This window comes from Pseudomonas putida (assembly GCF_028682175.1).
Taxonomy (GTDB): domain Bacteria; phylum Pseudomonadota; class Gammaproteobacteria; order Pseudomonadales; family Pseudomonadaceae; genus Aquipseudomonas; species Aquipseudomonas putida_AD.
In genome coordinates, this window is the sequence record NZ_JANHKS010000003.1 from 234651 (window position 1) to 255725 (window position 21075).

Sequence of the window (21075 nt, forward strand, 5' to 3'; positions counted from 1 at the left end):
CACCGATCCATTTCCATTTGCCATCGGCGCCGCAGATCGGTTAACTGTACGTTCGTCCAGTGTCAGCCCAACGGCCCGAATCCGCGTGACTTCCATCGCCACCATCCTTCCCCAACCTGCGGCCGCTGCGGGCTACACGATCGGTGTGCGCGGCATGTGCGAGTTTACCGCCAAGGCCGGGGACCTGGACCTGCGTTTCACACCATCGCCCACGGCGCTTGAGGGCATCGCCGGGCATCGCACCGTGGCCAGCAGGCGCTCAGCGGATTACCAGACCGAAGTGGCGCTCTCCGGCACCTTCCACGAACTGAGCGTGCGGGGCAGGGCAGACGGCTACGACCCCAGCCTCAACCAGCTCGAAGAAGTGAAGACCTACCGCGGCGAGCTCGACGCCATGCCGGATAACCACCGGCAACTGCACTGGGCCCAGGCCAAGGTCTACGGCTGGTTGCTCTGCCAGCAGCTGCAACTGCCCGAGATCAACCTCGCGCTGGTTTACTTCAACGTCGTCAGCGAACAGGAAACCCTGATTCGCGAGCGCCATACGGCTGAACAACTGCATGCCTTCTTCAACCAACAGTGCGGCATTTTCCTGGACTGGGCGCGCCAGGAAATCGCCTACGTCCAGAACCGCAATACCCAACTCACCGGCCTGAAATTTCCCCACGCCGACTTTCGCAGTGGCCAGCGCGTGCTGGCCGAGTCGGTGTACAAGGCGGTCAGCACCGGCCGCTGCCTGATGGCCCAGGCGCCCACCGGTATTGGCAAGACCATCGGCACCGTATTCCCGATGCTCAAGGCGATGCCGGGGCAGAAGCTGGACAAGCTGTTCTTCCTCACCGCCAAGACCCCTGGCCGCAAACTGGCGCTGGATGCCCTGGGCGTGCTGGGCGAAAGTGCCCCGCAGCTCAAACTGCGGGTGTTGGAGCTGGTGGCCCGGGACAAAGCCTGCGAATACCCCACCAATGCATGCAACGGCGATTCATGCCCGCTGGCCAAAGGCTTCTACGACCGCCTGCCCGCAGCGCGCCAGGAAGCGGCGCAGCAGGGCTGGCTCGACCAGGCCGGTATGCGGGAAGTCGCGCTGCGCCATGAGATTTGCCCCTATTACCTGAGCCAGGAAATGGCCCGCTGGTGCGACGTGGTGATCGCCGACTACAACTATTACTTCGACCTGAACGCCTTGCTGTTCGGGTTGTGCCAGTTCAACCAGTGGCAGGTGGCGGTACTAGTGGACGAGGCGCACAACATGGTCGAGCGCGCCCGGCAGATGTACAGCGCAAGCCTTGACCAGTACAACCTCGACCTGCTGCGCAAGACTGCGCCTGAGCCTTTGAAGAAGTCGCTGAACCGGCTCAACCGCGACTGGAATGCCTTGCATAAGGAGCAGATTGCGCCGTATCAGGCCTATCCGGGAACGCCGGCTAAATTCATCGCCAGCCTCAGCCTGTGTGTTGCGGCCTTCGGCGACTATTTCAACGACCACCCCCAGGCCGCCAACGGTGAGCTGCAAGGCTTCTACTTCGAGGCGATCCAGTTCGGGCGCATCGCCGAGCTGTTCGATGAGCACTTCCTGTTCGACATCAGCAAGCGTGAACTGGGCAGCAAGCGTGCCTTGTCCCGGCTGACGTTGCGCAACGTGGTGCCGGCCGGTTTCGTGCGGCCACGGCTGACGGCGGCGCGCAGCACGGTGCTGTTTTCCGCAACACTCAACCCCCGGCATTTCTACCGGGACCTGCTGGGTTTGCCCGACACCACGGCCTGGGTCGACGTCGATTCGCCGTTTCAGCGCTCGCAACTCCAGGTGCAGATCGCCAGCCACGTATCCACCCGTTTCAACCATAGGCAGGCGTCACTGGCGCCCATCGTCGAACTGCTGGCCGGGCAGTTTCAGGCGCGGCCGGGCAACTATCTGGCGTTTTTCAGCAGCTTCGATTACCTGCAACAGGTGGCGCAACTGCTGGCCGACAGCCACCCGCAGATCCCGATGTGGCAGCAATCGCGGGGGATGGCCGAGGCTGATCGCCAGGCGTTTCTGGAGCGCTTCACCCCCGAAAGCCAGGGTATCGGCTTCGCGGTACTGGGCGGGGCATTCGGCGAGGGCATCGATCTGCCCGGCGCGCGGCTGATCGGTGCATTCATCGCGACCTTGGGCCTGGCGCAGGTCAATCCGGTCAATGAGCAACTGAAACAGCGCATGGGCCTGTTGTTCGGCGCCGGATACGACTACACCTATCTCTACCCTGGCATGCAGAAGGTGGTGCAGGCCGCCGGCAGGGTGATCCGCGGCACGGAGGATCGGGGCGTGGTGGTGCTGATCGATGATCGCTTCGCCGAACACAGGATTCAGCAATTGTTGCCGGCATGGTGGCAAATCTGAATCACAGCTGCTATTTGTCTCAACGGTTTACGGATCAATACCCGAGCACGACGGTCCAAGTGCCAGTAAACTGCCGCGCCGCAGGCCTTTTCCTGTTTCGCCGACGCTAATTTCTTTTTTCATCCACGGAGGTTTCGCATGAGTATCAGTCCATTCGCAGGCAAACTGGCGCCTGCAGAATTGCTGGTCGATCTTCCTCGTCTGGTCACGGCGTACTACACCGGGCAACCTGACGCCTCGGTCGCCACCCAGAAGGTTTCCTTTGGCACCTCCGGCCATCGCGGCAGCTCGTTCGACCTGAGCTTCAACGAGTGGCACGTCCTGGCCATCAGCCAGGCGATCTGCCTGTACCGTCAGGCCAATGGCATCGACGGCCCGCTGTTCCTGGGCGCCGATACCCACGCGCTGTCCACTCCGGCTGCGGCGTCGGCGCTGGAAGTGCTGGCGGCCAACGGCGTCAACGTGATGATTTCCGAAGGCGACGAATACACCCCGACGCCGGCGGTGTCCCACGCCATCATCTGCTACAACAAGGGTCGCACATCGGGCCTGGCCGACGGCATCGTCATCACGCCGTCCCACAATCCGCCGGAAAGCGGCGGCTTCAAGTACAACCCGCCCAATGGCGGCCCGGCCGATTCGCACATCACCAAGTGGATCGAGACCAAGGCCAACGAACTGCTCGCCGAGAAGATCGTCGGCGTGACCCGCATGAGCCATGAAAAAGCCCTGCGCGCCGACACCACCCATCGCCATGACTACCTCAACACCTACGTCGCCGACCTCAAGAACGTCATCGACATGGACGCCATCCGTGGCGCCAGCCTGCGTCTGGGCGTGGACCCTTTGGGCGGCGCGGGCGTGCGCTACTGGTCGGCCATCGGTGAGCACTACGGCCTGAACCTGGACGTGGTGAACCAGCACGTCGATCCGACCTTCCGCTTCATGAGCGTGGACTGGGACGGCAAGATCCGCATGGACCCATCGTCCAACTTCGCCATGCAGGGCCTGATCGGCCTCAAGGACCGCTTCCAGGTAGCCTTCGCCTGCGACCCGGACCACGACCGCCACGGCATCGTGACCCCGACCGGTGGCTTGCTGGCACCAAACAACTACCTGGCGGTGTCCATCGACTACCTGTTCCAGAACCGCCCACAGTGGCGCGCCGATGCGGCCGTGGGCAAGACCGTGGTCAGCAGCGGCATGATCGACCGCGTCACCCAGCGTCTGGGCCGTCGCCTGTATGAAGTGCCGGTGGGTTTCAAGTTCTTCGCCGAGGGCCTGTTCGAAGGCTCGCTGGGCTTTGGTGGCGAGGAGAGCGCCGGTGCGTCATTCCTGCGTCGCGATGGCACAGTCTGGACCACCGACAAGGACGGCCTGATCCCGGCCCTGCTGGCCGCCGAAATCCGTGCGCGCAAAGGGCGTGACCCGAGCGAGATGTACAAGGCGCTGACCGACGAGCTGGGCGAACCGGTTTCGACCCGCGTCGAGGCCAAGGCCAACTTCGAGCAGAAGGCATTGCTGAGCAAGCTGTCGCCGGAGCAAGTGACGTCCACGGAGCTGGCTGGCGAGAAGATCACCGGTATCCTGAGCAAGGCGCCGGGCAACGACCAGGCCATTGGCGGGTTGAAGGTCATGACCGAAAACGGCTGGTTCGCGGCGCGTCCTTCGGGCACGGAAGACATCTACAAGATCTACGCCGAAAGCTTCAAGGGCGAAGAGCACCTCAAGCGCCTGGTGGCTGAAGCGCAGGTGTTGGTGGATGCGGCGATTGCCCCGAAGTAAGGATTTGGCAGATCCGTAGCAGCACGGCTTGCCGGCGGGAGCGGTATGTCTGACACCCTGATGTCGACTGACACGCCGCCCCCGCCGGCAAGCCGTGCTGCTACGGGCGATCTTGCCAGACAACTGCCGCGCAAAAAAAAAGCCCCGACGCTCTCACGTCGGGGCTTTTTCATTTCAGCTCGATCACGCCACATCCACCAGCACGATCTCGCTGTCCTCGATGGCCGTCACGCGCAGCACGCGCTCGTCTTCGACTGCCACACCGTCGCGGGCCCTGGCTTGCAGGCCGTTGACTTCGATGGCGCCAGTGGCCGGCACCAGGTAGGCGCGGCGACCTTCGTCCAGCACGTACTCGGCCGACTCACCGGCTTTCAGGTTGGCGGCGACCAGTCGGGCATTGGCACGAATGCGCAGCTCGATGTCATCGTCAGCCTTGCCGCTGGCCAGGGTCACGAAACCTTCGCGGTTGGCTTTTGGAAACGGCTTGGCACCCCAGGAAGGTGGCGCACCGACTTCGTCCGGCATGATCCAGATCTGGAAGATCTTGGTATCGGTCGCTTCCAGGTTGTACTCGCTGTGGGCCACGCCGGTGCCAGCGCTCATCACTTGCACGTCTCCGGCTTCGGTACGGCCTTCGTTGCCCAGGCTGTCCTTGTGGGTAATCGCGCCTTCACGAACGTAGGTGATGATTTCCATGTCGCGGTGCGGATGGCGTGGGAAGCCGGTGCCGGCCTGGATCACGTCGTCGTTCCATACCCGCAACTGGCCCCAGCTCATGCGGCTTGGGTCGTAATAATTGGCGAACGAGAAATGGTGATGCGCGTTCAGCCAGCCATGATCGGCACCGCCGAGGGATTTGAAAGGTCGAAGTTGCAGCATGATCAGTTCCTCCGTAGCAGGGCCGGACCGTTTATCGCGGCGCCGCTGGTTAGTCGATGGAGTAATCATCCAACAATCTATTATCGATAAAAAGCGTAAGTTTTGCGTTATTATGATCGAAATCCTAGATGCTTTTGCTGGGCATATTCTGCCGTTTTACCTGCACTTGATCGGCTAAGCCCATGAGCACAAAGCATTTCGCTGGAGCTTGGCGGCGAATGGGGCGACCATAGGCACCTTTACATCAACACTGATATCCGGAGCCTGCGTGCCGCACGATTTTTCCGCCAAGCCATCTCCCGATCTTCCACCTGATCTCACGCCTCCCGAGCGCCTGCCGTTCTTCAAACGCCTGCTGGCGCGCATGATCGGTAGCAGCCTTTTGCGCCTGCAGGCACAGCACGTGCCGTCCTGGCATCAGGGCCACGCCGATGGCTACCTCAACGGCCACGCCGAAGGCATGGACGAGGGCTATGCCGAGGGCCGCATGGATGGCATCGAAGAGGGGCGTCGAGTGCTGGTGATTCGTGACACGCGTCCCCAGGAGCATCGTGGCCCCAGGGTCGATGAGCACCTGTTCGATGACTGGCGCCTGCCGTTGACCAACGAACTGAAGAAGCGCATCAAGGCCGACGTCGCCGAAAAACTCCCGCCCCACGCGCAGCCGACCACTGCGCAATGGAAAATGATTTTCAGCGACACGCCGTCCACCTACGTGATCGCAGGCGCGGGGGCGGGCAAGTCCACCTCGCTGGTACTGCGGGTGCTGCTGCTCAACCACTATCTGGGTTTCGAGCTGGACTCCATGACCGTGGTGACATTCACCCGCGAGTCACGCAAGGACTTCATCAACAAACTGATCGAGATCATGGGCCTCTGGGGCCGCGACCTGACTCAGCGCCAGGCCCGCGAAGTGGTGCGCACCTTCCACTCGCGCATTCTGCCGCTGGTGCGCAGCCTGCCGGGCTTCGAGCAGTTGCAGGCGTTCGAGAACCTCAGCAGCCAGGGCGCCGACCTGTTCGGTAACCCGCTGTTGAACGATGGCGCCGACAGCAACCCGTTCGACCTGCGCATCAACGACGCCCAGCGTCAGCACATGAACCTGTGTTATCGCGACCTGTACGCCAGCAATCAGCGTTTCCGCGAAGTGATGGCGCCGCTGTATCGGCATTCCTTGCAGCTCAAGGAACTGGACCGCGACCACCCCGACGTGCAGAAACGCATCACCGTCATGGGCCTGTCGTCCAAGCGCGACGAAGAGCTGTGCGACGTGATCGAGGACCTGTGGATTCGCAAGGGCGCCTGGCCGATCCAGGGCGTGGAGCCGATGCGCCAGACCGTCGAGGTCAGCGGCCTGACGTTCCATGTCCACGGTTACGCCGCCGAGCTGGACGCCTGGATCGTCCTGGGTTTCGACCCCGGCGAAGACCAGCACCTGCGCCGCCCGGACGCCAAGCTGCCGGTGTGGGCCGAGTGGGTCATCAAGCGCACGCTGTTCCAGGCGTTCTGCCGCAAACCGGTGATCTGGCTGGAAAACTACGAGGCTTCCCGGGGCATGATGCAGTCGTTGTCAGGCGCCGCCGTGGCGGGGCCGGGCTTCGACTACAAGGTCAAGGGCGAGCTGAGCGCCGCGCCGCTGCTGGACTGCTTCGTCGCGGCCGCAGGCTTCATCGAGAACCTGGGCCTGGACGTGCCGGACGCCGTGGCGCAGATGAGCTTTTCCGATCAGGACCCGGACCGCTTCTTCTTCGAAGCCTTGAGCCTGTTCTGGAAAGCCTTCGAAGACCACTTGCTGGCCCAGACGCCGCCGGTCATGACCTATAACCGTATGTTCTCGCTGTTTGGCGAGAACTCGCCGGAGAATCTCAAGCTGGTCAGCGACGAGGGATTGCGCCCGCTGTCGCACTTGATGATCGACGAATTCCAGGACGTTTCGCCGCAGATCGTCTCGTGGATTCGCGCGAGCCTGCGGGAAGTGCGCAGTCGCGGCGCCTCGCTGCATGTCGGGCGTGGTGCCCAGCGCTCGTCGCTGCTGTGCGTGGGCGATGACTGGCAGTCGATCTACGGCTGGCGCGGCAGTTCGCCGAAGTTCTTCATGGAATTTCCCAAGGAGTTCTCGTCGCCGTCGACCACCAAGGTCATGCTCAGCGACAACTTCCGCAGCCACCAGCACATCATCGACGCCGCCGAGCACATCGTGCGCGCGGCGCCTGCGATCAGCGGCAAGAAGGCCCGGGCCAGTGGGCCGGTGCAGGAGTTGCTGCCGGTCACGGTGCTTGACCGCGACGACGATCGCCTGGTGGCCAGCCTGATCGAGCATTACAACGCCGGAGATTCGGTGCTGCTGCTGTACCGCAAGGGCAGCGAGCGCAGCAAATTGCCCGAGGCGCTGACCGCGCTGGTCGATGACGACTACGCGCTGCCGCCCCACGAACGGCGGCTCAAGCAACTGACCTATCACAGCTCCAAGGGCCTGCAGGCCGATGCGGTGTTCCTGCTCGGCGATTGCCAGCACCTGACTCAATCGCCGTACAAGAATCAGGTTTATCAGTTGGCGGGGCTGGGCAAGGAGGGTGATCTGGAAGCGTTCGATAACGCGCAGAAAGATGAAGTCCTGCGCCTGGCCTACGTCGCGATCACCCGCGCCGTGCGCCATTGCTACTGGTTCATCGACGCGGCGGGCAATGATGAGGCGGCTGTGCCGAGGGCGTCAGCAAGGATCGCTTCCGACAAGGCGTTTTTCGAAGATCGGCGTGGCGGGATGACTGCCGAAACATAATTTCCACGGCCATCGATACCTTCTGTAGGAGTGAGCTTGCTCGCGATGGCGTCGGACCAGCCAACTCTGTGCTGACTGTGATGCCAAATCGCGAGCAAGCTCACTCCTACAGGGACGTGGCAGTGGGTCGAGATCGGGCTTCAAGCCCGCTGCAAATACTCGATTCGGCTGGGGACGAACGTCTCCAGTTCCAGCTCGATGGCCTCGATAATGCGTTCCACGTCCATCGCGTTCATCACCGTCGCGCACGGGATGCCGGCAATGGCGATCACCGTTTCACCGCTGGCACGGTCGAACAGGCGCGCGACCATGCTGCTGGGTGCATCCATGTTGGCTTCAAAGCCCACAGGATGAAAATGCCAGCGCATCAGCTGGCAGGCGTTGGGGAACGTGACTTTATTCATGGGACCCACCTCGTTCAATCGAGCAATTGTGTAGCTCCGCAGGGCAGGAAAACGGTTGTGTCAGGCCAGGTTCGAGCAACGGCGCAATGCTTGAGCCAGAGCTCCGCACTACCTGTTATGTCTTTCACGTTGGTCGATAAGTGGACGCGCCAGATAAAGGTAGCACCGAGTTCTGACAGTAGTGAGAAAAAATCCTACAGACCATAAAAATTACAGATTTTTGACGTGGGTCATATTCCTTTATATCCGTGCGCGCACGATTCTGATGCGCAATCGTTATTTAAAACTAAGGCACTGGGCCACTACTTCTGCGACAAGCCAGCCCGTTAAATGCCCATCTTCTGTTTTACGCTGTAACGCTCGCTTAACACGCAAACGTTTTGCGTTGAAGTATTGGATCCACTAAAGCGCGTGTTTAAAAAAAGTATTAAAGCGCACTGAATTTATCGACAAAGCCGGCCGATATCAGAGAAGGCATTGGTGGGTGCGTTAGTCGCATTTATCCGATGAGCCGGATCTTTCACGAGAGTACTTCCATGTCGATACGAAACATGAACATCGCGCCACGCGCATTCCTGGGGTTTGCGTTCATCGCCGTACTGGTGATCGGACTCGGCTTTTTCTCCGTCAACCGCATGGCGCTGATTCGCCAGGCGACCACCGACATGGAAACCAACCAGCTGCCCAGTGTCGGCTACCTGGGCGGGATGCTGGAAAACAGCCTGCGCCTGCGCATCACCTCGTTCCGCACGCTGGTCAACCGCGATCCTGCGGCGCTGCGTGAAACCGACGCGCGCATTGCCGAGCTGATCGGCAAGTTGCAGGAAGCCAAGAAGAATTACGCGGCACTTCCTGCCGAAGGCGAGGAACTGGTGGTTTATCATCAGTTCGAAGCGACCCTGGCGACCTTTCTCGATGTACAGGCTCAAGTGCTGGAGTTATCACGCCAGGACAAGGCTGAAGAAATGCGCAACTTGATCAATACGCGGATGAAAGATGCCACCGACTTGATGGGGGTGCAGATCAACCAGCTCATCACTATCAACAAGGCCGGTGCCCGGGAAGCGGCGGTTATTTCAAAAGAGCAATATGACAATGCCAATATCGGCATCATCGTGGTGTCGGTTATTGCGGTCTTCTTGACGGTGATCCTGGCCTGGCTGCTGACCAAAAGTATCGTCAACCCGCTGAATAGAGCGGTTCGTGTAGCCGAAGAAATTGCCGGGGGCGATCTCACCAAGCCAATCGAGATCGATGGCAAGGATGAAGCCACCCAGTTGTTGCGCTCGTTGTCGACCATGCAGCAGAACCTGCGCAAGACCATCGAGCTGATTGCAGGGTCGGCCACGCAACTGGCATCGGCGGCGGAAGAGCTCAGCGCCGTGACCGAGGAATCGTCCCGCGGCCTGCAACAACAGAACAACGAAATCGAACAGGCGGCCACGGCGGTCAACGAGATGACTGCAGCGGTGGAGGAGGTGGCGCGCAACGCGGTGTCCACTTCCGAAGCGTCGCAGGAGTCCAACCAGACGGCGCGTCAGGGCCGCGACCGGGTGGTCGAGACGGTGCGCTCGATTCAGGACATGACCCAGCAGATCCAGGCCACCACCGGATTGGTGGAAGGTCTCGCCGAGCAGGGCCGTGACATCGGCAAGGTGCTGGACGTGATTCGTTCGATTGCCGAGCAGACCAACCTGCTGGCCCTCAACGCCGCCATCGAGGCGGCGCGGGCGGGCGAGGCCGGACGCGGGTTTGCCGTGGTGGCCGATGAGGTGCGGGCGCTGGCGCACCGCACAGCCCAGTCGACCACGGAAATCGAGCAGATGGTGGCGGGGATCCAGACGCGCACAGGGGATGCCGTGGAATCGATGTCGCGCAACACCGACAGCACTCGCAGCACGTTGAGCCTGGCGAGTTCAGCCGGCGATGCGCTGGAACTCATTACCGAAGCCATCTCGCGCATCAACGAGCGCAACCTGGTGATCGCCAGCGCCTCGGAAGAGCAGGCCCAGGTTTCTCGCGAAGTGGATCGTAACCTGATCAACATCCGTGACCTGGCCGCGCAATCAGCGGCAGGGGCCAACCAGACCAGCGCCGCCAGCCACGAGTTGTCGCGTCTGGCGGTGGACCTGAAAGCGATGGTGACGCGGTTCAAGATCTGAGCAGGACACAAACCCTGCAAACACCCTGGCCCTCGTAGCAGCACGGCAAGCCGCGAGGCCGGGGTGAAACAACAATTGCCCGAACACCCTGGTCCGTAGGAGCGCGCTTGCCCGCGAATGCGATATGTCTGCGACCTTGTGGGTGGCAGGCACGACGCCATCGCGGGCAAGCGCGCTCCTACAGGTCGTTGAACTTCAGATTTCGAGGTTTACCAGATTCGGCGGTCGCTGGCCGGCCAGCGCGGCCAGCAGATTGTCCACCGCGCAACCGGCCATCGCCTCGCGGGTCTCGAAGGTGGCCGAGCCCATGTGCGGGGTGGCGACCACGTTGACCAGCGTCAGTAATGGCGAGTCCTGGGCAAGTGGTTCCTGCTCGAAAACATCCAGCCCGGCTGCGCGGATCTGCCGGTTGCGCAGCGCCTCGATCAGCGCCTGTTCATCCACCACCTTGCCCCGGGCAATGTTGATGAAGATCGCTTCCGGACGCATCAGCGCGAACTGAGCCGCGCCGATCAAGCCTTCCGTGTCTGCCGTCAGGGGCAGGGTCAGGCAAACGAAATCCGCTTCCTTGAGCAAGTCTTCCAGGCTGCGGTACTGCGCGCCGAATCGTGCTTCCACCGCCGGCTTGCGCGAGTGGCTGTGATAGAGCACCGGCATGCCGAACCCCAGGTTGCCCCGTTGCGCCAGCGCTTCGCCAATCCGGCCCATGCCGATGATGCCCAGCTTCTTGCCGTGCACATCGCTGCCGAAGTGCCGGGGTCCGATGTTCTGTTTCCACTGGCCGTCGCGCACCATGTTCGCCAGTTCGACGACGCGCCTGGCGGTGGCCATGATCAGCGCAAAGCCTGTGTCTGCTGTGGTTTCGGTCAGTACGTCCGGGGTGTTGGTGAGCTGGACGCCGCGCCGGGTCAGGTCCTGGATGTCGTAGTTGTCCACGCCTACGGAAACGCTGGAGATGACTTTCAGCCTGGGTGCAAGGTCCAGCAGCGGCCCGTCTATTTTCAGGCTCGCGCCGAGCAATCCGTCCGCCTGGGGCAGGGCATCGCGCAGGCGGGCCAGGCCGCCGGGGCTTTTGACATCTTCAATCAGTGTGACCTGCGCGTGATCCTCCAGGCGCTGCATCAGCGGCGCCGAGAGGGACTTGTAGAGAACGACGTGTGGTTTCATGCAAAGGTTTCCAGATCAGGGGTGCGCAGGGCTGCGACGAGCACTGGGCTCATCGCGCAGGGGCTTTGCGGCGGCGTCCGGCTTGAGCATCAGCGTCAGTACAACCGAGACCAGCAACGCGCCGCTCATGAACAGGTACGAGGCACTCAGGGTGCCAGTGGCGCCGTTGAGGTAGCCCACCAGATAGGAGCCGGCGAACGAGCCCAGCGCGCCGAGGCTGTTGACCAGCGCCATGGCGCCACCGGCGACGTTGGCCGGCAGGATTTCCGGGACGATGGCGAAGAACGGCCCGTAAGGCGCGTACATGCAGGCGCCAGCGATCACCAGCAGCGAGTAGGACCACCAGAAATGCTCGGTGCCCAGGGCATATGAGCCGTAGAACGCGAACGCGGCCAACAGCAGCGGCGGCCAGACGAACAGTTTGCGCTTTTGCAGTTTGTCCGAGGCCCAGGACACCAGGACCATACCGATCACTGCGGCAAGGTACGGCAGCGCCGACAGCCAGCCGGCCTCCACCATGTCCATCTGCATGCCTTTCTTGATGATGGTCGGCAGCCACAGGACGAAGCCGTAGACGCCGATGCTCCAGCAGAAATACTGCGCGGCCAGCAGCAACACTCTCGGCGAGCGGAAGGCTTCGGCGTAGTTCTTCACCGGCTTGATGCCCACTTGCTCGGCGTCCAGGCGCGCTTGCAGTTCGGTCTTCTCGTCAGCGGTCAGCCATTTGGCCTGGGCCGGACGCTCGTCCACCAGACGCCACCAGATGAAGGCCCAGATCACGGCAGGCAGACCTTCGACGATGAACATCCAGCGCCAACTGAAATGCGCCACCAGATAGCCGGACACCACCGACATCCAGAGCATGGTCACCGGGTTGCCGAGGATCAGCACGGTATTGGCCCGCGAGCGTTCGGCCTTGGTGAACCAGTAGCACAGGTACACCAGCATGGCCGGCATGACGGCTGCCTCGACCACGCCGAGCATGAAGCGGATGGCGATCAGCATGTAGGCGTTGGATACGATGCCGGTCAGGGTGGCGAGGCTGCCCCACAGGATCAGGCTGACGAAGATCAGCTTCTTCACGCTCTTTTTCTGTGCGTAGATCGCGCCGGGCACCTGGAAGAAGAAGTAGCCCAGGAAAAATAGCGCACCCAGCAACGACGACATGCCGGGGGTGATTTGCAGGTCTTCGGCCATCCCGGAGGCGGCGGCGAAGCCGTAGTTGGCGCGGTCAAGGTAGGCCAGGCTGTAGGTGATGAAAACGATAGGCATGATGAGCAGCCAGCGACGTTTGAGGCCGGCGTGCTTCACGGTGTCGAGTAGCTTTTCCATGTTGGGCTCCCTGAGCATGTTGTTTTTGTCGCAGCAGGTGATTGAACAGAGTCGTTGCAAGGCATGTGAATTCAGGCGGGTTGTCGTCGCAGATCTTTACGGGTTTCGGCCGTTTGCAGGGCCAGGCGGGTCGGCAGGCCTTCCATGTCGCCGCGGCTCTGGACCGCCTGGCTGCCGATCCAGTTGCCACGGGCAGTGGCCTGGGCGAAGTCGAGGTTTTCCAGCAGGGCGCTGATGACGCCCACGGCAAAGCCGTCGCCTGCGCCTACGGTGTCTACGACCTTGGCCACCGGCACGCCGGGCACGAAGGCTTCGTTCAACTGGGTGCGGTAGTACGCGCCCTTGGCGCCGAGCTTGATGACCACCGCTTCCACGCCCATGTCCAGATAGAACCGGGCGATCTCGGACGGGGTGTCGAAGCCTGTGAGCAGCTCGCCTTCGGCCAGGCCCGGCATCACCCAATGGGCCAGGCCCGCCAGGCGGTTGACTTCGCGGATCATGGTCGCCTGATCCGGCCACAGCGAGGGGCGCAGGTTGGGATCGAACGACACGCTGCGCCCGGCATCGCGCATTTGCGTCATCAAGACGTGGGACAGCTCGCGGCAGGTGGGCGAGAGCGCCGCCGGAATCCCGGTGGCGTGCAAGTGACGGGCCTTGAGCAGGTCAGGGACGATGTCATTCACCGACAAGTGGCTGGCCGCCGAGCCACGGCGGAAGTACTCGACCACAGGGTCGGCGCCTTCAAGCTCAAGGGATTTGAACTGGAAGCCGGTCGGATGCGCAGGGTCCACTGTCACATGGCGGCAGTCGACGCCTTCCTGTTCCAGGCTCTGGGTGACGAAACGGCCCATCGAATCGTTACCGACCCGGCTCAGCCAGGCGACGTTGAAACCCAGCCGGGACAGGCCGATGGCGACGTTGCTGTCGGCGCCGGCAATGCGCTTCTCATAGTGGCGGACCGCAGCCAGATCGCCGGGCTGTTCGGCCACCAGCATGGTCATGGTTTCGCCGAAGGAAAGGATGTCGATCTCAGACATGGCTCAGCGCCTCCGGGGCATGTTCAAGCCTGGCCTGGCCGAGGCGGGCGAGGGTGTCGGCCTGGGCGCGGGTGACGTCCAGCAGGTTTTCGCCCTGCAAGGGGTATTCGACAGCACGGGGCACACCGACCGGCATGTGTTGAAGCAACTGCTCCCACTGCTGCAGATCGGCCTCGCGGGGCGGCACGGCGATCAGCTTGCCGCTGGCATTGCGCGACACGGCCTTGCAATGCAGGTATTCGACATGGCGCCCCAGGTGCTGCGCGGCCTCGCTTGCGGACTGCTCCTGCCACATCCAGTTGCCGATATCGAAAGTCATGCCGATGGGCATTTGCAGGGCGTCGATCCGCGCGAAGAACTGCCTGAAGGGTTCGATGCGGCCGCCTTGGGGCGTCTGGTCGTTCTCCACCAGCAAATGCACATCGTAACGGGCCAGGCGCTCGGCCAGCGCCGCGACGTCACTGTCTTCGGTGAAATGCCCAAGGGAAACCTTGAGCCAGGCGGCGCCACAGGCAGTGGCCCGTTGCAGGGTGGTTTCCAGTTCAGGATCGTGCTGGTGTTGCCCCGCAAGCCACAGCTCCAGCGGCGCCGAGTACAGGCACTCAAGGCCCTGGTCGCGGATGGCCTGGGCCAGCGTTGGCAGGTCTTCGCCCACCAGGAGTTCTTCGCGCACCTCGATGCGCGTGACGCCTGCGGCCGCCAGGACGGGAATGAAACTGGCCTGGCCGATCTGGCGAACGTAGTCGGCACCGTAGGCGCCCAGGCTGATGGCAACGGGGAATCGGTTCATTGTTATTGTCCTCTGAAACCGGTTTCATTTTTGTTCGAGCTAGGGTGCCCGATGGAAGTTCTTCACATCAGCAGGTTTGCGGACCTGCGGTCGCTAAAGGGATAGGTTCAGGGTCGCTGTCGTGTCGAGCCGCGCACGATCAGTTGCGCTGGAAAGTCATACAGACGCACCGGCTCCTGATCGCCACGCAGGCGGTCGAGCAAGCATTGGAAGGCGGTGACGCCGATGTCGTGGGTGGGTTGGGCCAGCGAGGTGATGCCGCTGCCCACCAGCGGGTACCAGTCCAGTTCATCGAGGGCGATCAGGCCAATGTCGTCGAACAGGCGGCAGCCCAGTTCGTGCAGCTGGCGGGTGGTGCTCAGGGTAGCCACGCCGTTGGCGGTAAACAGCGCCTTGTGGCCGTGGCTGCGCTGGGCGAGGAATTCGCGCAGTTGCTCGCGCAGCTGCTCGCCGGTCTCGCGGACCTGGCCGCGCAAATTCGGACGCTGAGCGATGCCAGCCTTGAACGCTTCGACGCGCTCGATGCGGGAACTGGTGCCGTCCTGAGGTTCGGTGACCATGAGGATGTCGCCGAAGCCCTGTTCCTGCAGGTGATCGAGGGCCTGGTTGACTGCCGCGACGTTGTTCAGGCCGACCAGATCGCTCTGCAACTGATCGACCTTGCGGTCCACCAGCACCATCGGCAGTTCTTCGTGCAGCTCGCGCAGTTCGTCCAGGTGATGGCCGAGGGTGTTCACGATCAGGCCTTCGATGTTGTACGAACGCAGCGCGGCAAGGTGCAGGCGCTCCTGTTCGTCATCGCGGTCGGTGTTGCACACCACCAGGCTGTAGCCGTGCTTGCGGCAGGCGGTTTCGACGCCGTGCATCACGGCAATGGAGTAGGGGTTGCGGATGTCGGCCACCAGCATCCCGATCAGCCGCGTGCGCCCACGCTTGAGGCCACGGGCCATCTGGTTGGGGCGATAGCCGAGGGTGTCGATGGCCTGCTCGATGCGTTGGGCGATGGCCTGGGACAGCAACTGGCGGTCTTCGCCGATGAAGCGCGAGACGCTGGCCTTGGAGACGCCGGCCAGGTCAGCCACGTCATTCATGGTGACGCGCGAGCGCGTCGATGTCGGAATACTGTTCACGGCCTGACCCTTATTGGATTTATCAGCAGGCTTTCTTTCGCAGAGCGTGCGTTGCTCTGAAACCGGTTTCAGGAAACACCAAAGCGCGAGAATCGTCAACACAAGATCGGATGAAAGGTGGGCATCCCCATCACAAATCCCATGACCACATTGGCCCCCGTAGCAGCACGGCTTGCCGGCGGGAGCGATCTTGAGGACGCCCCCGCCGGCAAGCCGTGCTGCTACGGGGTTCTGTGGTGAACCCAAATGCTGCGAGCACCCCTGCCTTGCAGGAGCGCGCTTGCCCGGGATTGCGACCTCGAAAACGCCCCCGCCGGCAAGCCATGCTGCTACGGGTTTTGTGGTGAACACCTGTTGCCATGGCCCGGCCATATCTGCATGCTGCAATTTCATTTGTGTTACAGGACCTTTCTGCGCATGCCTGCCGCCCGAGATGCCGATTCAGCCTCCCGCCGTTCGGCGACCGTCCTAAGCCTGTGCCTGCCCAGTGACGTCCTGTTGTACCTGCTGTTGCCGATGAACACCGATGCATTCGGTATCACCCTGGCCGAAGCGGGGATACTGCTGGCAGCCAACCGCCTGGTGCGGATTTTCGGCTACAGCTACGTGGTGCGGTTCTACGCAAGATTCGGCGACCGCCCGACCGTGATGCTGGCGGCCACGGTGTCGGCCCTGTGCGCGTTCGGCAATTCGTTCATCACCGGTTTCTGGTGGTTGCTGATCCTGCGCCTGGGCTGGGGCCTGACCTTTGGCGCGCTGAACCTCTCAACCCAGGCGCTGGCCACATCCGAGGCCGGTGGTGCGGCGCGCAGGTCCGGCACATCGCGGGCGATCATCGCCATAGGCCCGATGCTGGCCTTGCCCATCGGCGCCTTGATAAGCCTGCATTACGGCCCGCGAGTGATTTTCCTGATTCTGGCGTTCTTCTCCCTGGCGGCGATACTGGTTGCCAAAGGCCTGCCCAATATTCCCCATGCAATGCCCACCGCAGGAGGGCGCCGCTTCAAGGCGCCGGACAGCGTGGCGATCTGGTCCTTCATCGAAGGCGTGGCGCTGGACGGGCTGTTCATCTTCGGCCTGTCTTTGCAGGCGCAATCGGTATTGGGCGGCAACGCGGTGTTCATTGCCGGGGTGCTGCTGGCGCTGCGCTATGCCTCGGAAATGCTGCTCAGTCCCCTCGGCGGACGTGCGGCGGCCAGTTACGGCGCGGTGCGGATGCTGGTGGTGTTCTCCGCGCTGACCACGCTTGCGCTGACGGCCTTCGGCTTTCACTGGCTGATCCTCGGCGCAGGTGGGGTGCTGATCCTGCGGGCGTTGCAGTTGCCCCTGGTGACCACCCTCGTAGCCGAGCGCAATCCGGGTGCGGCTCGGGTGCAGGCGCTGGCAGGCAATGCGGTGTGGCGCGACATCGGTGCCGGAGTCGGGCCGCTGCTGGCCGGGATCCTGCTGCCTGTGGCATCGCCGGTGTGGGTGTACGGCCTGGCGGGCCTTGCGGTGGTGGTCAGCGCCCTGGTGTGCAGCCGCTACAAGCCTCGGCAATTGCCTGCATGAGGCGCGCGATACACATTCTCTTACATACCGTTGGGCCAAAAATCCGATAAATCAGGGGCTTGCATGCAACCTCTGAGGCTATTTGCCATCTGATGGTCATTCTTCATACGGACATAAAGCTTGGCTAGGCTGCATCTCGCTAGCTGATCGCCAGTTCACAGGGACGTTGCACAGGACACACATGCCCCTCACGCATCATCAGAACTCCAGGCCGACATGACCTTTTTCAAATCCTCCGTTCTCTCCCTGGCACGCCAGCGTTTTGCCTATTTCTTCCTGCCGATCATGCTGGTTTGCTCGGCAGTGTTCTGGTTCGTGGCAGGCAAGGGCGTGCACGCCGAACCCAAGAACGGCACCCAGACCCTGGTCTTCCTGCGCCACGCAGAAAAGCCGGCCATGGGCCTGGGGCAGCTCAACTGCCAGGGTTTGAACCGCGCTATCGACCTCTCCACGGTGCTGCCGAACACCTTCGGCAAGGCTGACTTCATCTTCGCCGCCAACCCCAGTCGCCACGTGGAAGAAGGTGAGGGCGATCACTCCTACAGCTACCTGCGACCCTTGATGACCGTCGGCCCGAGCGCCATCAAATTGGGCCTGCCAGTGAACATCGACTTCGCCGCCAACGACACCAGCGACCTGGCCGACGAATTCATGCGCGACAAATACCACGACGCCACCATCTACACCGCCTGGTCCCACGGCTACCTGCCCGAGCTGATCAACAAGGTCGCCGAGGAAGCCTCCGGCAAACGCCTGAAGCTGGTCGACGACTGGACCGGCGATGACTTCGACTCCGTGCTGGTGCTCACCCTGAAGTGGAACAACGGCAAGGCCACGTTGCAGTACGAGAACTACAAGCAGAATCTCAACGACGGCGCGGTTGGGTGTCCGACCTGATCCTTGACATTGCGAAGGTTCTGCATCGCGACGCCGGCAAGCCGGACTGCTACGGGGTGTCTGTGGTTGTATGCCTGACCTCGAACCTGTAGGAGCGCGCTTGCCCGCGACGGCGTCCTTGAGACCGCCCCCGCCGGCAAGCCGTGCTGCTACGGGTTTTGTGTAAACCTGCAAAGTGCGTTAGCGTTCGGTCGGTCCCTATCTTGCCCGGCCTTATCGATGTCAGCACTCATCGCACCCCACGCCACGCGCCTCTTACCCTTCATTACCCCCTTCGACTGGCCACGCATGCTCGCCTTCTTCGCCGGGCGTGCAACCGCCGGGGTCGAGGCCATTGTTGGCGGCGAGTACCGGCGCAATATCGACTACAAAGGGCATTTCGGCTGGTTGTCGGTGACGCTGGCGCCCGAGGGCAATCACCTGGTCGCGACCTTGCACGGTGAGGTCAGCGCTTACATTGATGAGCTGATTGCGCCGATTTCCCATATGTTCGACCTGTATGCCCAGCCGGGGCAGATCGATGCCGATCTGTCGGCAGACCCCTGGCTGGCGTCGTTGGTCAAGCTGCGGCCTGGGTTGCGGGTGCCGGGGGCGTTTTCCGGTTTCGAGCTGGTGGTGCGCACCATTGTCGGCCAGCAGGTCAGCGTCAAGGGCGCGACCACCATTGTCGGGCGGCTGGTACAGCGGGCAGGGACCCAGGTGGCGGACGATCCGCTCGATCCGCTGGCCTGGCGTTTCCCCACACCGCAGGCGCTGGCGCAGGTCAACCTGGACAAGATCGGTATGCCCGGCAAGCGCGTGCAAACCCTGCAACGCCTGGCGGCAGCGGTGGCCAGTGGCGAGCTGTGCCTGGACGCCGCCCATGGCGACACCAGCGAGCTGCGCCAGCAATTGCTGGCCATGCCCGGCATCGGCCCATGGACCGTGGAATACATCGCCATGCGCGCCTGGCGCGACCCCGATGCCTGGCCTGCGTCGGATCTGGTGCTGATGAACCTCATGACCGGCCAGGACCCGACCCTCACCAGGCTTGCGCTGCACAAGGCCCGGGCCGAAGCCTGGCGGCCGTGGCGTGCGTACGCGGCGTTGCATATCTGGAATTCGGCGGCGGACGTGGCGGGCAAGGCCAAGGGCGGCTGACACGAATTAGACCGCAAGAACTGGATGGTACTGCGCGCCGGCGCGGTTAACATGGGCTCATCGTCAAGCGCAGGAGCCTTGCCATGAACTTCACCTACCGCTTCATCGACTCTCCGGTCGGCCAGTTGAAACTGGTGGCCAAGGGGCCGCGTCTGGCGGCCATTCTCTGGGAGCACGAACGGCCCAATCGGGTGTTGCTCGGCCCCATGGCCGAGGCAGAGAGCAGCGAAATCCTGGACCGTGCCCAACAGCAACTGGCCGAATATTTTGCCGGCACCCGCGATCGTTTCGAGCTGGATCTGGAATTTCACGGCACCGAGTTCCAGAAAAAGGTCTGGCATGCACTGCTGACCATCCCGTTCGGCCAGACCCGCAGCTACCTCGACATCGCCACCCAGATCGGCAATCCGGCGGCCGTGCGTGCGGTGGGCGCGGCCAACGGCAAGAATCCGATTTCCATCGTCGCGCCCTGTCATCGGGTGATCGGCAGTTCCGGTTCGCTCACAGGATTCGCCGGAGGGCTTGAGGCCAAGGCCTTGCTTCTGACGTTGGAAGGCTGTCTGCCCCGTGCACTCCGACAAGCAGTTCAGGCATCGCTGTTCTAGACTGCCTGCTCGCACAACTTTCGCATAATCACAGCGCTATCAATGGAGATGAACATGCCTGCTTCTGCCAAAACCTTTCGTGACCTGCACCACCAAACCACGGTTCTGCGTCTGCCCAACGTCTGGGATGCCGGCAGCGCGCGGCTGGTGGAAAGCCTGGGGGCCAAGGCGGTGGCGACCACCAGCGCCGGTGTCGCCTGGAGCCAGGGCTATGCCGATGGCCGGGTGTTTCCCGTGGACGTTGCCGTCAACGTGGCGCAGAGCATCGCTCGGGTGATCAAGGTGCCGCTGTCGGTGGACATCGAAAACGGCTACTCCGACGAGCCGCTGACCGTCGCCCAGAACATCAAGCGGGTGCTGGATGTGGGCGCGGTGGGCATCAATCTCGAGGACGGCCCGGACGCGCCTGAGTTGCTGGCGCGCAAGATCGAGGCGATCAAGGACATGGCGGCGCGCAGCGGCCTGGACGTGTTCATCAACGCGCGCACGGATGTGTATCTGGCGAGTCTTGTGAGTGAAGAATTGCGAGTCGAGGAGACGCTCAAGCGCGGGCGCTTGTACCGCGAGGCCGGGGCCGATGGGTTGTTTGTGGCGGCAGTGACCGATCTGGAGCAGATCAAGGCCATCGTTGCGGGAGTGGACATGCCGATCAACGTGCTGGCCCGGCCTGGACTGCCGTCGGCCGATGAGTTGGCGAAATTGGGCGTGCATCGGCTGAGTGCCGGTTCGAGCATGGTGCTCAATCTCTGGGGACAGGCTGAAGAGCTGGCGCGGGGGTTTCTGGAAGAGGGCGCGTCCGATGCCGTGACCCACAGCAGCATGGGTTACAACCAGGTGCAGGCGCTGTTCGGGCATTGATGTCTTTGTAGGAGCGGGCTTGCCCGCGATAGCGATCTGTCTGCAACATCGCCGTCGCCTGACACGACGCCGTCGCGGGCAAGCGCGCTCCTACAAGGTTCAGGGCGTTCCCGTGGTGGCGGCCGTGAGGACGTCCCCGCCGGCAAGCCGCGCTGCTACGGGTTTGGTGTGAACACAGA

General features: G+C 62.5%; 16 protein-coding genes and 1 pseudogene. 10 read left to right on the top strand and 7 right to left on the bottom strand.

Going from position 1 to position 21075, the window contains the following annotated elements; all coding sequences use genetic code 11:
- Positions 1-85 precede the first annotated feature (85 nt).
- Both NPS29_RS03990 and pgm read left to right on the top strand, forming a co-directional pair.
- A complete protein-coding gene (locus NPS29_RS03990; RefSeq protein WP_425312435.1) occupies positions 86-2380 on the top strand; it encodes an ATP-dependent DNA helicase in 2295 nt (764 codons plus the stop codon).
- 138 nt (positions 2381-2518) lie between these two features.
- Positions 2519-4165 carry a phosphoglucomutase (alpha-D-glucose-1,6-bisphosphate-dependent) gene (gene pgm, locus NPS29_RS03995; RefSeq protein ID WP_274130852.1) on the top strand — a complete coding sequence of 549 codons (1647 nt, stop codon included), beginning with the start codon at positions 2519-2521 and terminating at the stop codon, positions 4163-4165.
- Positions 4166-4348: 183 nt separating this feature from the next.
- On the opposite strand, the gene NPS29_RS04000 is transcribed toward pgm, so the two are convergent.
- Positions 4349-5044 carry a pirin family protein gene (locus tag NPS29_RS04000; RefSeq protein ID WP_274130853.1) on the bottom strand — a complete coding sequence of 232 codons (696 nt, stop codon included), beginning with the start codon at positions 5042-5044 and terminating at the stop codon, positions 4349-4351.
- Between the two features lie 364 nt (positions 5045-5408).
- Here NPS29_RS04000 and NPS29_RS04005 point away from each other — a divergent pair, with 364 nt between their 5' ends.
- The gene (locus NPS29_RS04005; protein ID WP_274130897.1) at positions 5409-7823 is read left to right on the top strand and encodes a UvrD-helicase domain-containing protein; all 2415 of its coding nucleotides are present in this window, start codon (positions 5409-5411) and stop codon (positions 7821-7823) included.
- A 140-nt stretch (positions 7824-7963) separates the two neighbouring features.
- On the opposite strand, the gene NPS29_RS04010 is transcribed toward NPS29_RS04005, so the two are convergent.
- Positions 7964-8245, bottom strand: coding sequence for a DUF1652 domain-containing protein (locus NPS29_RS04010; protein ID WP_274130854.1), 282 nt, complete (start codon positions 8243-8245; stop codon positions 7964-7966).
- A gap of 533 nt (positions 8246-8778) precedes the next feature.
- Between NPS29_RS04010 and NPS29_RS28795 the strand changes: the two are divergent.
- Together NPS29_RS28795 and NPS29_RS28800 are read left to right on the top strand one after the other, a co-directional pair.
- Positions 8779-9531: pseudogene (locus NPS29_RS28795) on the top strand (MCP four helix bundle domain-containing protein); the annotation flags it as partial.
- Positions 9526-10389: a methyl-accepting chemotaxis protein gene (locus NPS29_RS28800; protein WP_400607745.1), complete on the top strand. Its 864-nt coding sequence runs from the start codon at positions 9526-9528 to the stop codon at positions 10387-10389. The pseudogene NPS29_RS28795 and the gene NPS29_RS28800, both read left to right, overlap by 6 nt.
- 195 nt (positions 10390-10584) lie before the next feature.
- Here the strand turns inward: NPS29_RS28800 and NPS29_RS04020 are convergent, their stop codons facing one another.
- From NPS29_RS04020 to NPS29_RS04040, 5 genes are all read right to left on the bottom strand, one after another.
- The gene (locus NPS29_RS04020; protein WP_274130856.1) at positions 10585-11556 is read right to left on the bottom strand and encodes a 2-hydroxyacid dehydrogenase; all 972 of its coding nucleotides are present in this window, start codon (positions 11554-11556) and stop codon (positions 10585-10587) included.
- 15 nt (positions 11557-11571) lie between these two features.
- A complete protein-coding gene (locus NPS29_RS04025) occupies positions 11572-12888 on the bottom strand; it encodes an MFS transporter (RefSeq protein WP_274130857.1) in 1317 nt (438 codons plus the stop codon).
- 71 nt (positions 12889-12959) lie between these two features.
- Entirely contained in the window at positions 12960-13925 is a 966-nt protein-coding gene (locus tag NPS29_RS04030; RefSeq protein WP_274130858.1) for a sugar kinase, read from the bottom strand.
- Positions 13918-14715, bottom strand: coding sequence for a sugar phosphate isomerase/epimerase family protein (locus NPS29_RS04035; RefSeq protein ID WP_274130859.1), 798 nt, complete (start codon positions 14713-14715; stop codon positions 13918-13920). The genes NPS29_RS04030 and NPS29_RS04035 overlap by 8 nt, the downstream gene beginning before the upstream one ends.
- A gap of 107 nt (positions 14716-14822) precedes the next feature.
- On the bottom strand, positions 14823-15806 hold the full coding sequence (locus NPS29_RS04040) for a LacI family DNA-binding transcriptional regulator (protein WP_425312436.1): 984 nt from the start codon (positions 15804-15806) through the stop codon (positions 14823-14825).
- Positions 15807-16262: 456 nt separating this feature from the next.
- Here NPS29_RS04040 and NPS29_RS04045 point away from each other — a divergent pair, with 456 nt between their 5' ends.
- The 5 genes from NPS29_RS04045 (at position 16263) to NPS29_RS04065 (ending at position 20896) form a co-directional block, all read left to right on the top strand.
- Positions 16263-17396 carry an MFS transporter gene (locus NPS29_RS04045; protein ID WP_274130863.1) on the top strand — a complete coding sequence of 378 codons (1134 nt, stop codon included), beginning with the start codon at positions 16263-16265 and terminating at the stop codon, positions 17394-17396.
- A 285-nt stretch (positions 17397-17681) separates the two neighbouring features.
- Positions 17682-18293 (top strand): hypothetical protein, encoded by a 612-nt coding sequence (locus NPS29_RS04050; RefSeq protein WP_400607739.1) that lies wholly within the window; start codon positions 17682-17684, stop codon positions 18291-18293.
- Positions 18294-18512: 219 nt separating this feature from the next.
- Entirely contained in the window at positions 18513-19433 is a 921-nt protein-coding gene (locus NPS29_RS04055; RefSeq protein ID WP_274130867.1) for a DNA-3-methyladenine glycosylase family protein, read from the top strand.
- An 83-nt stretch (positions 19434-19516) separates the two neighbouring features.
- Entirely contained in the window at positions 19517-20038 is a 522-nt protein-coding gene (locus NPS29_RS04060) for a methylated-DNA--[protein]-cysteine S-methyltransferase (protein WP_274130869.1), read from the top strand.
- A gap of 54 nt (positions 20039-20092) precedes the next feature.
- Positions 20093-20896, top strand: coding sequence for an isocitrate lyase/PEP mutase family protein (locus NPS29_RS04065; protein WP_274130870.1), 804 nt, complete (start codon positions 20093-20095; stop codon positions 20894-20896).
- Positions 20897-21075 lie beyond the last annotated feature (179 nt).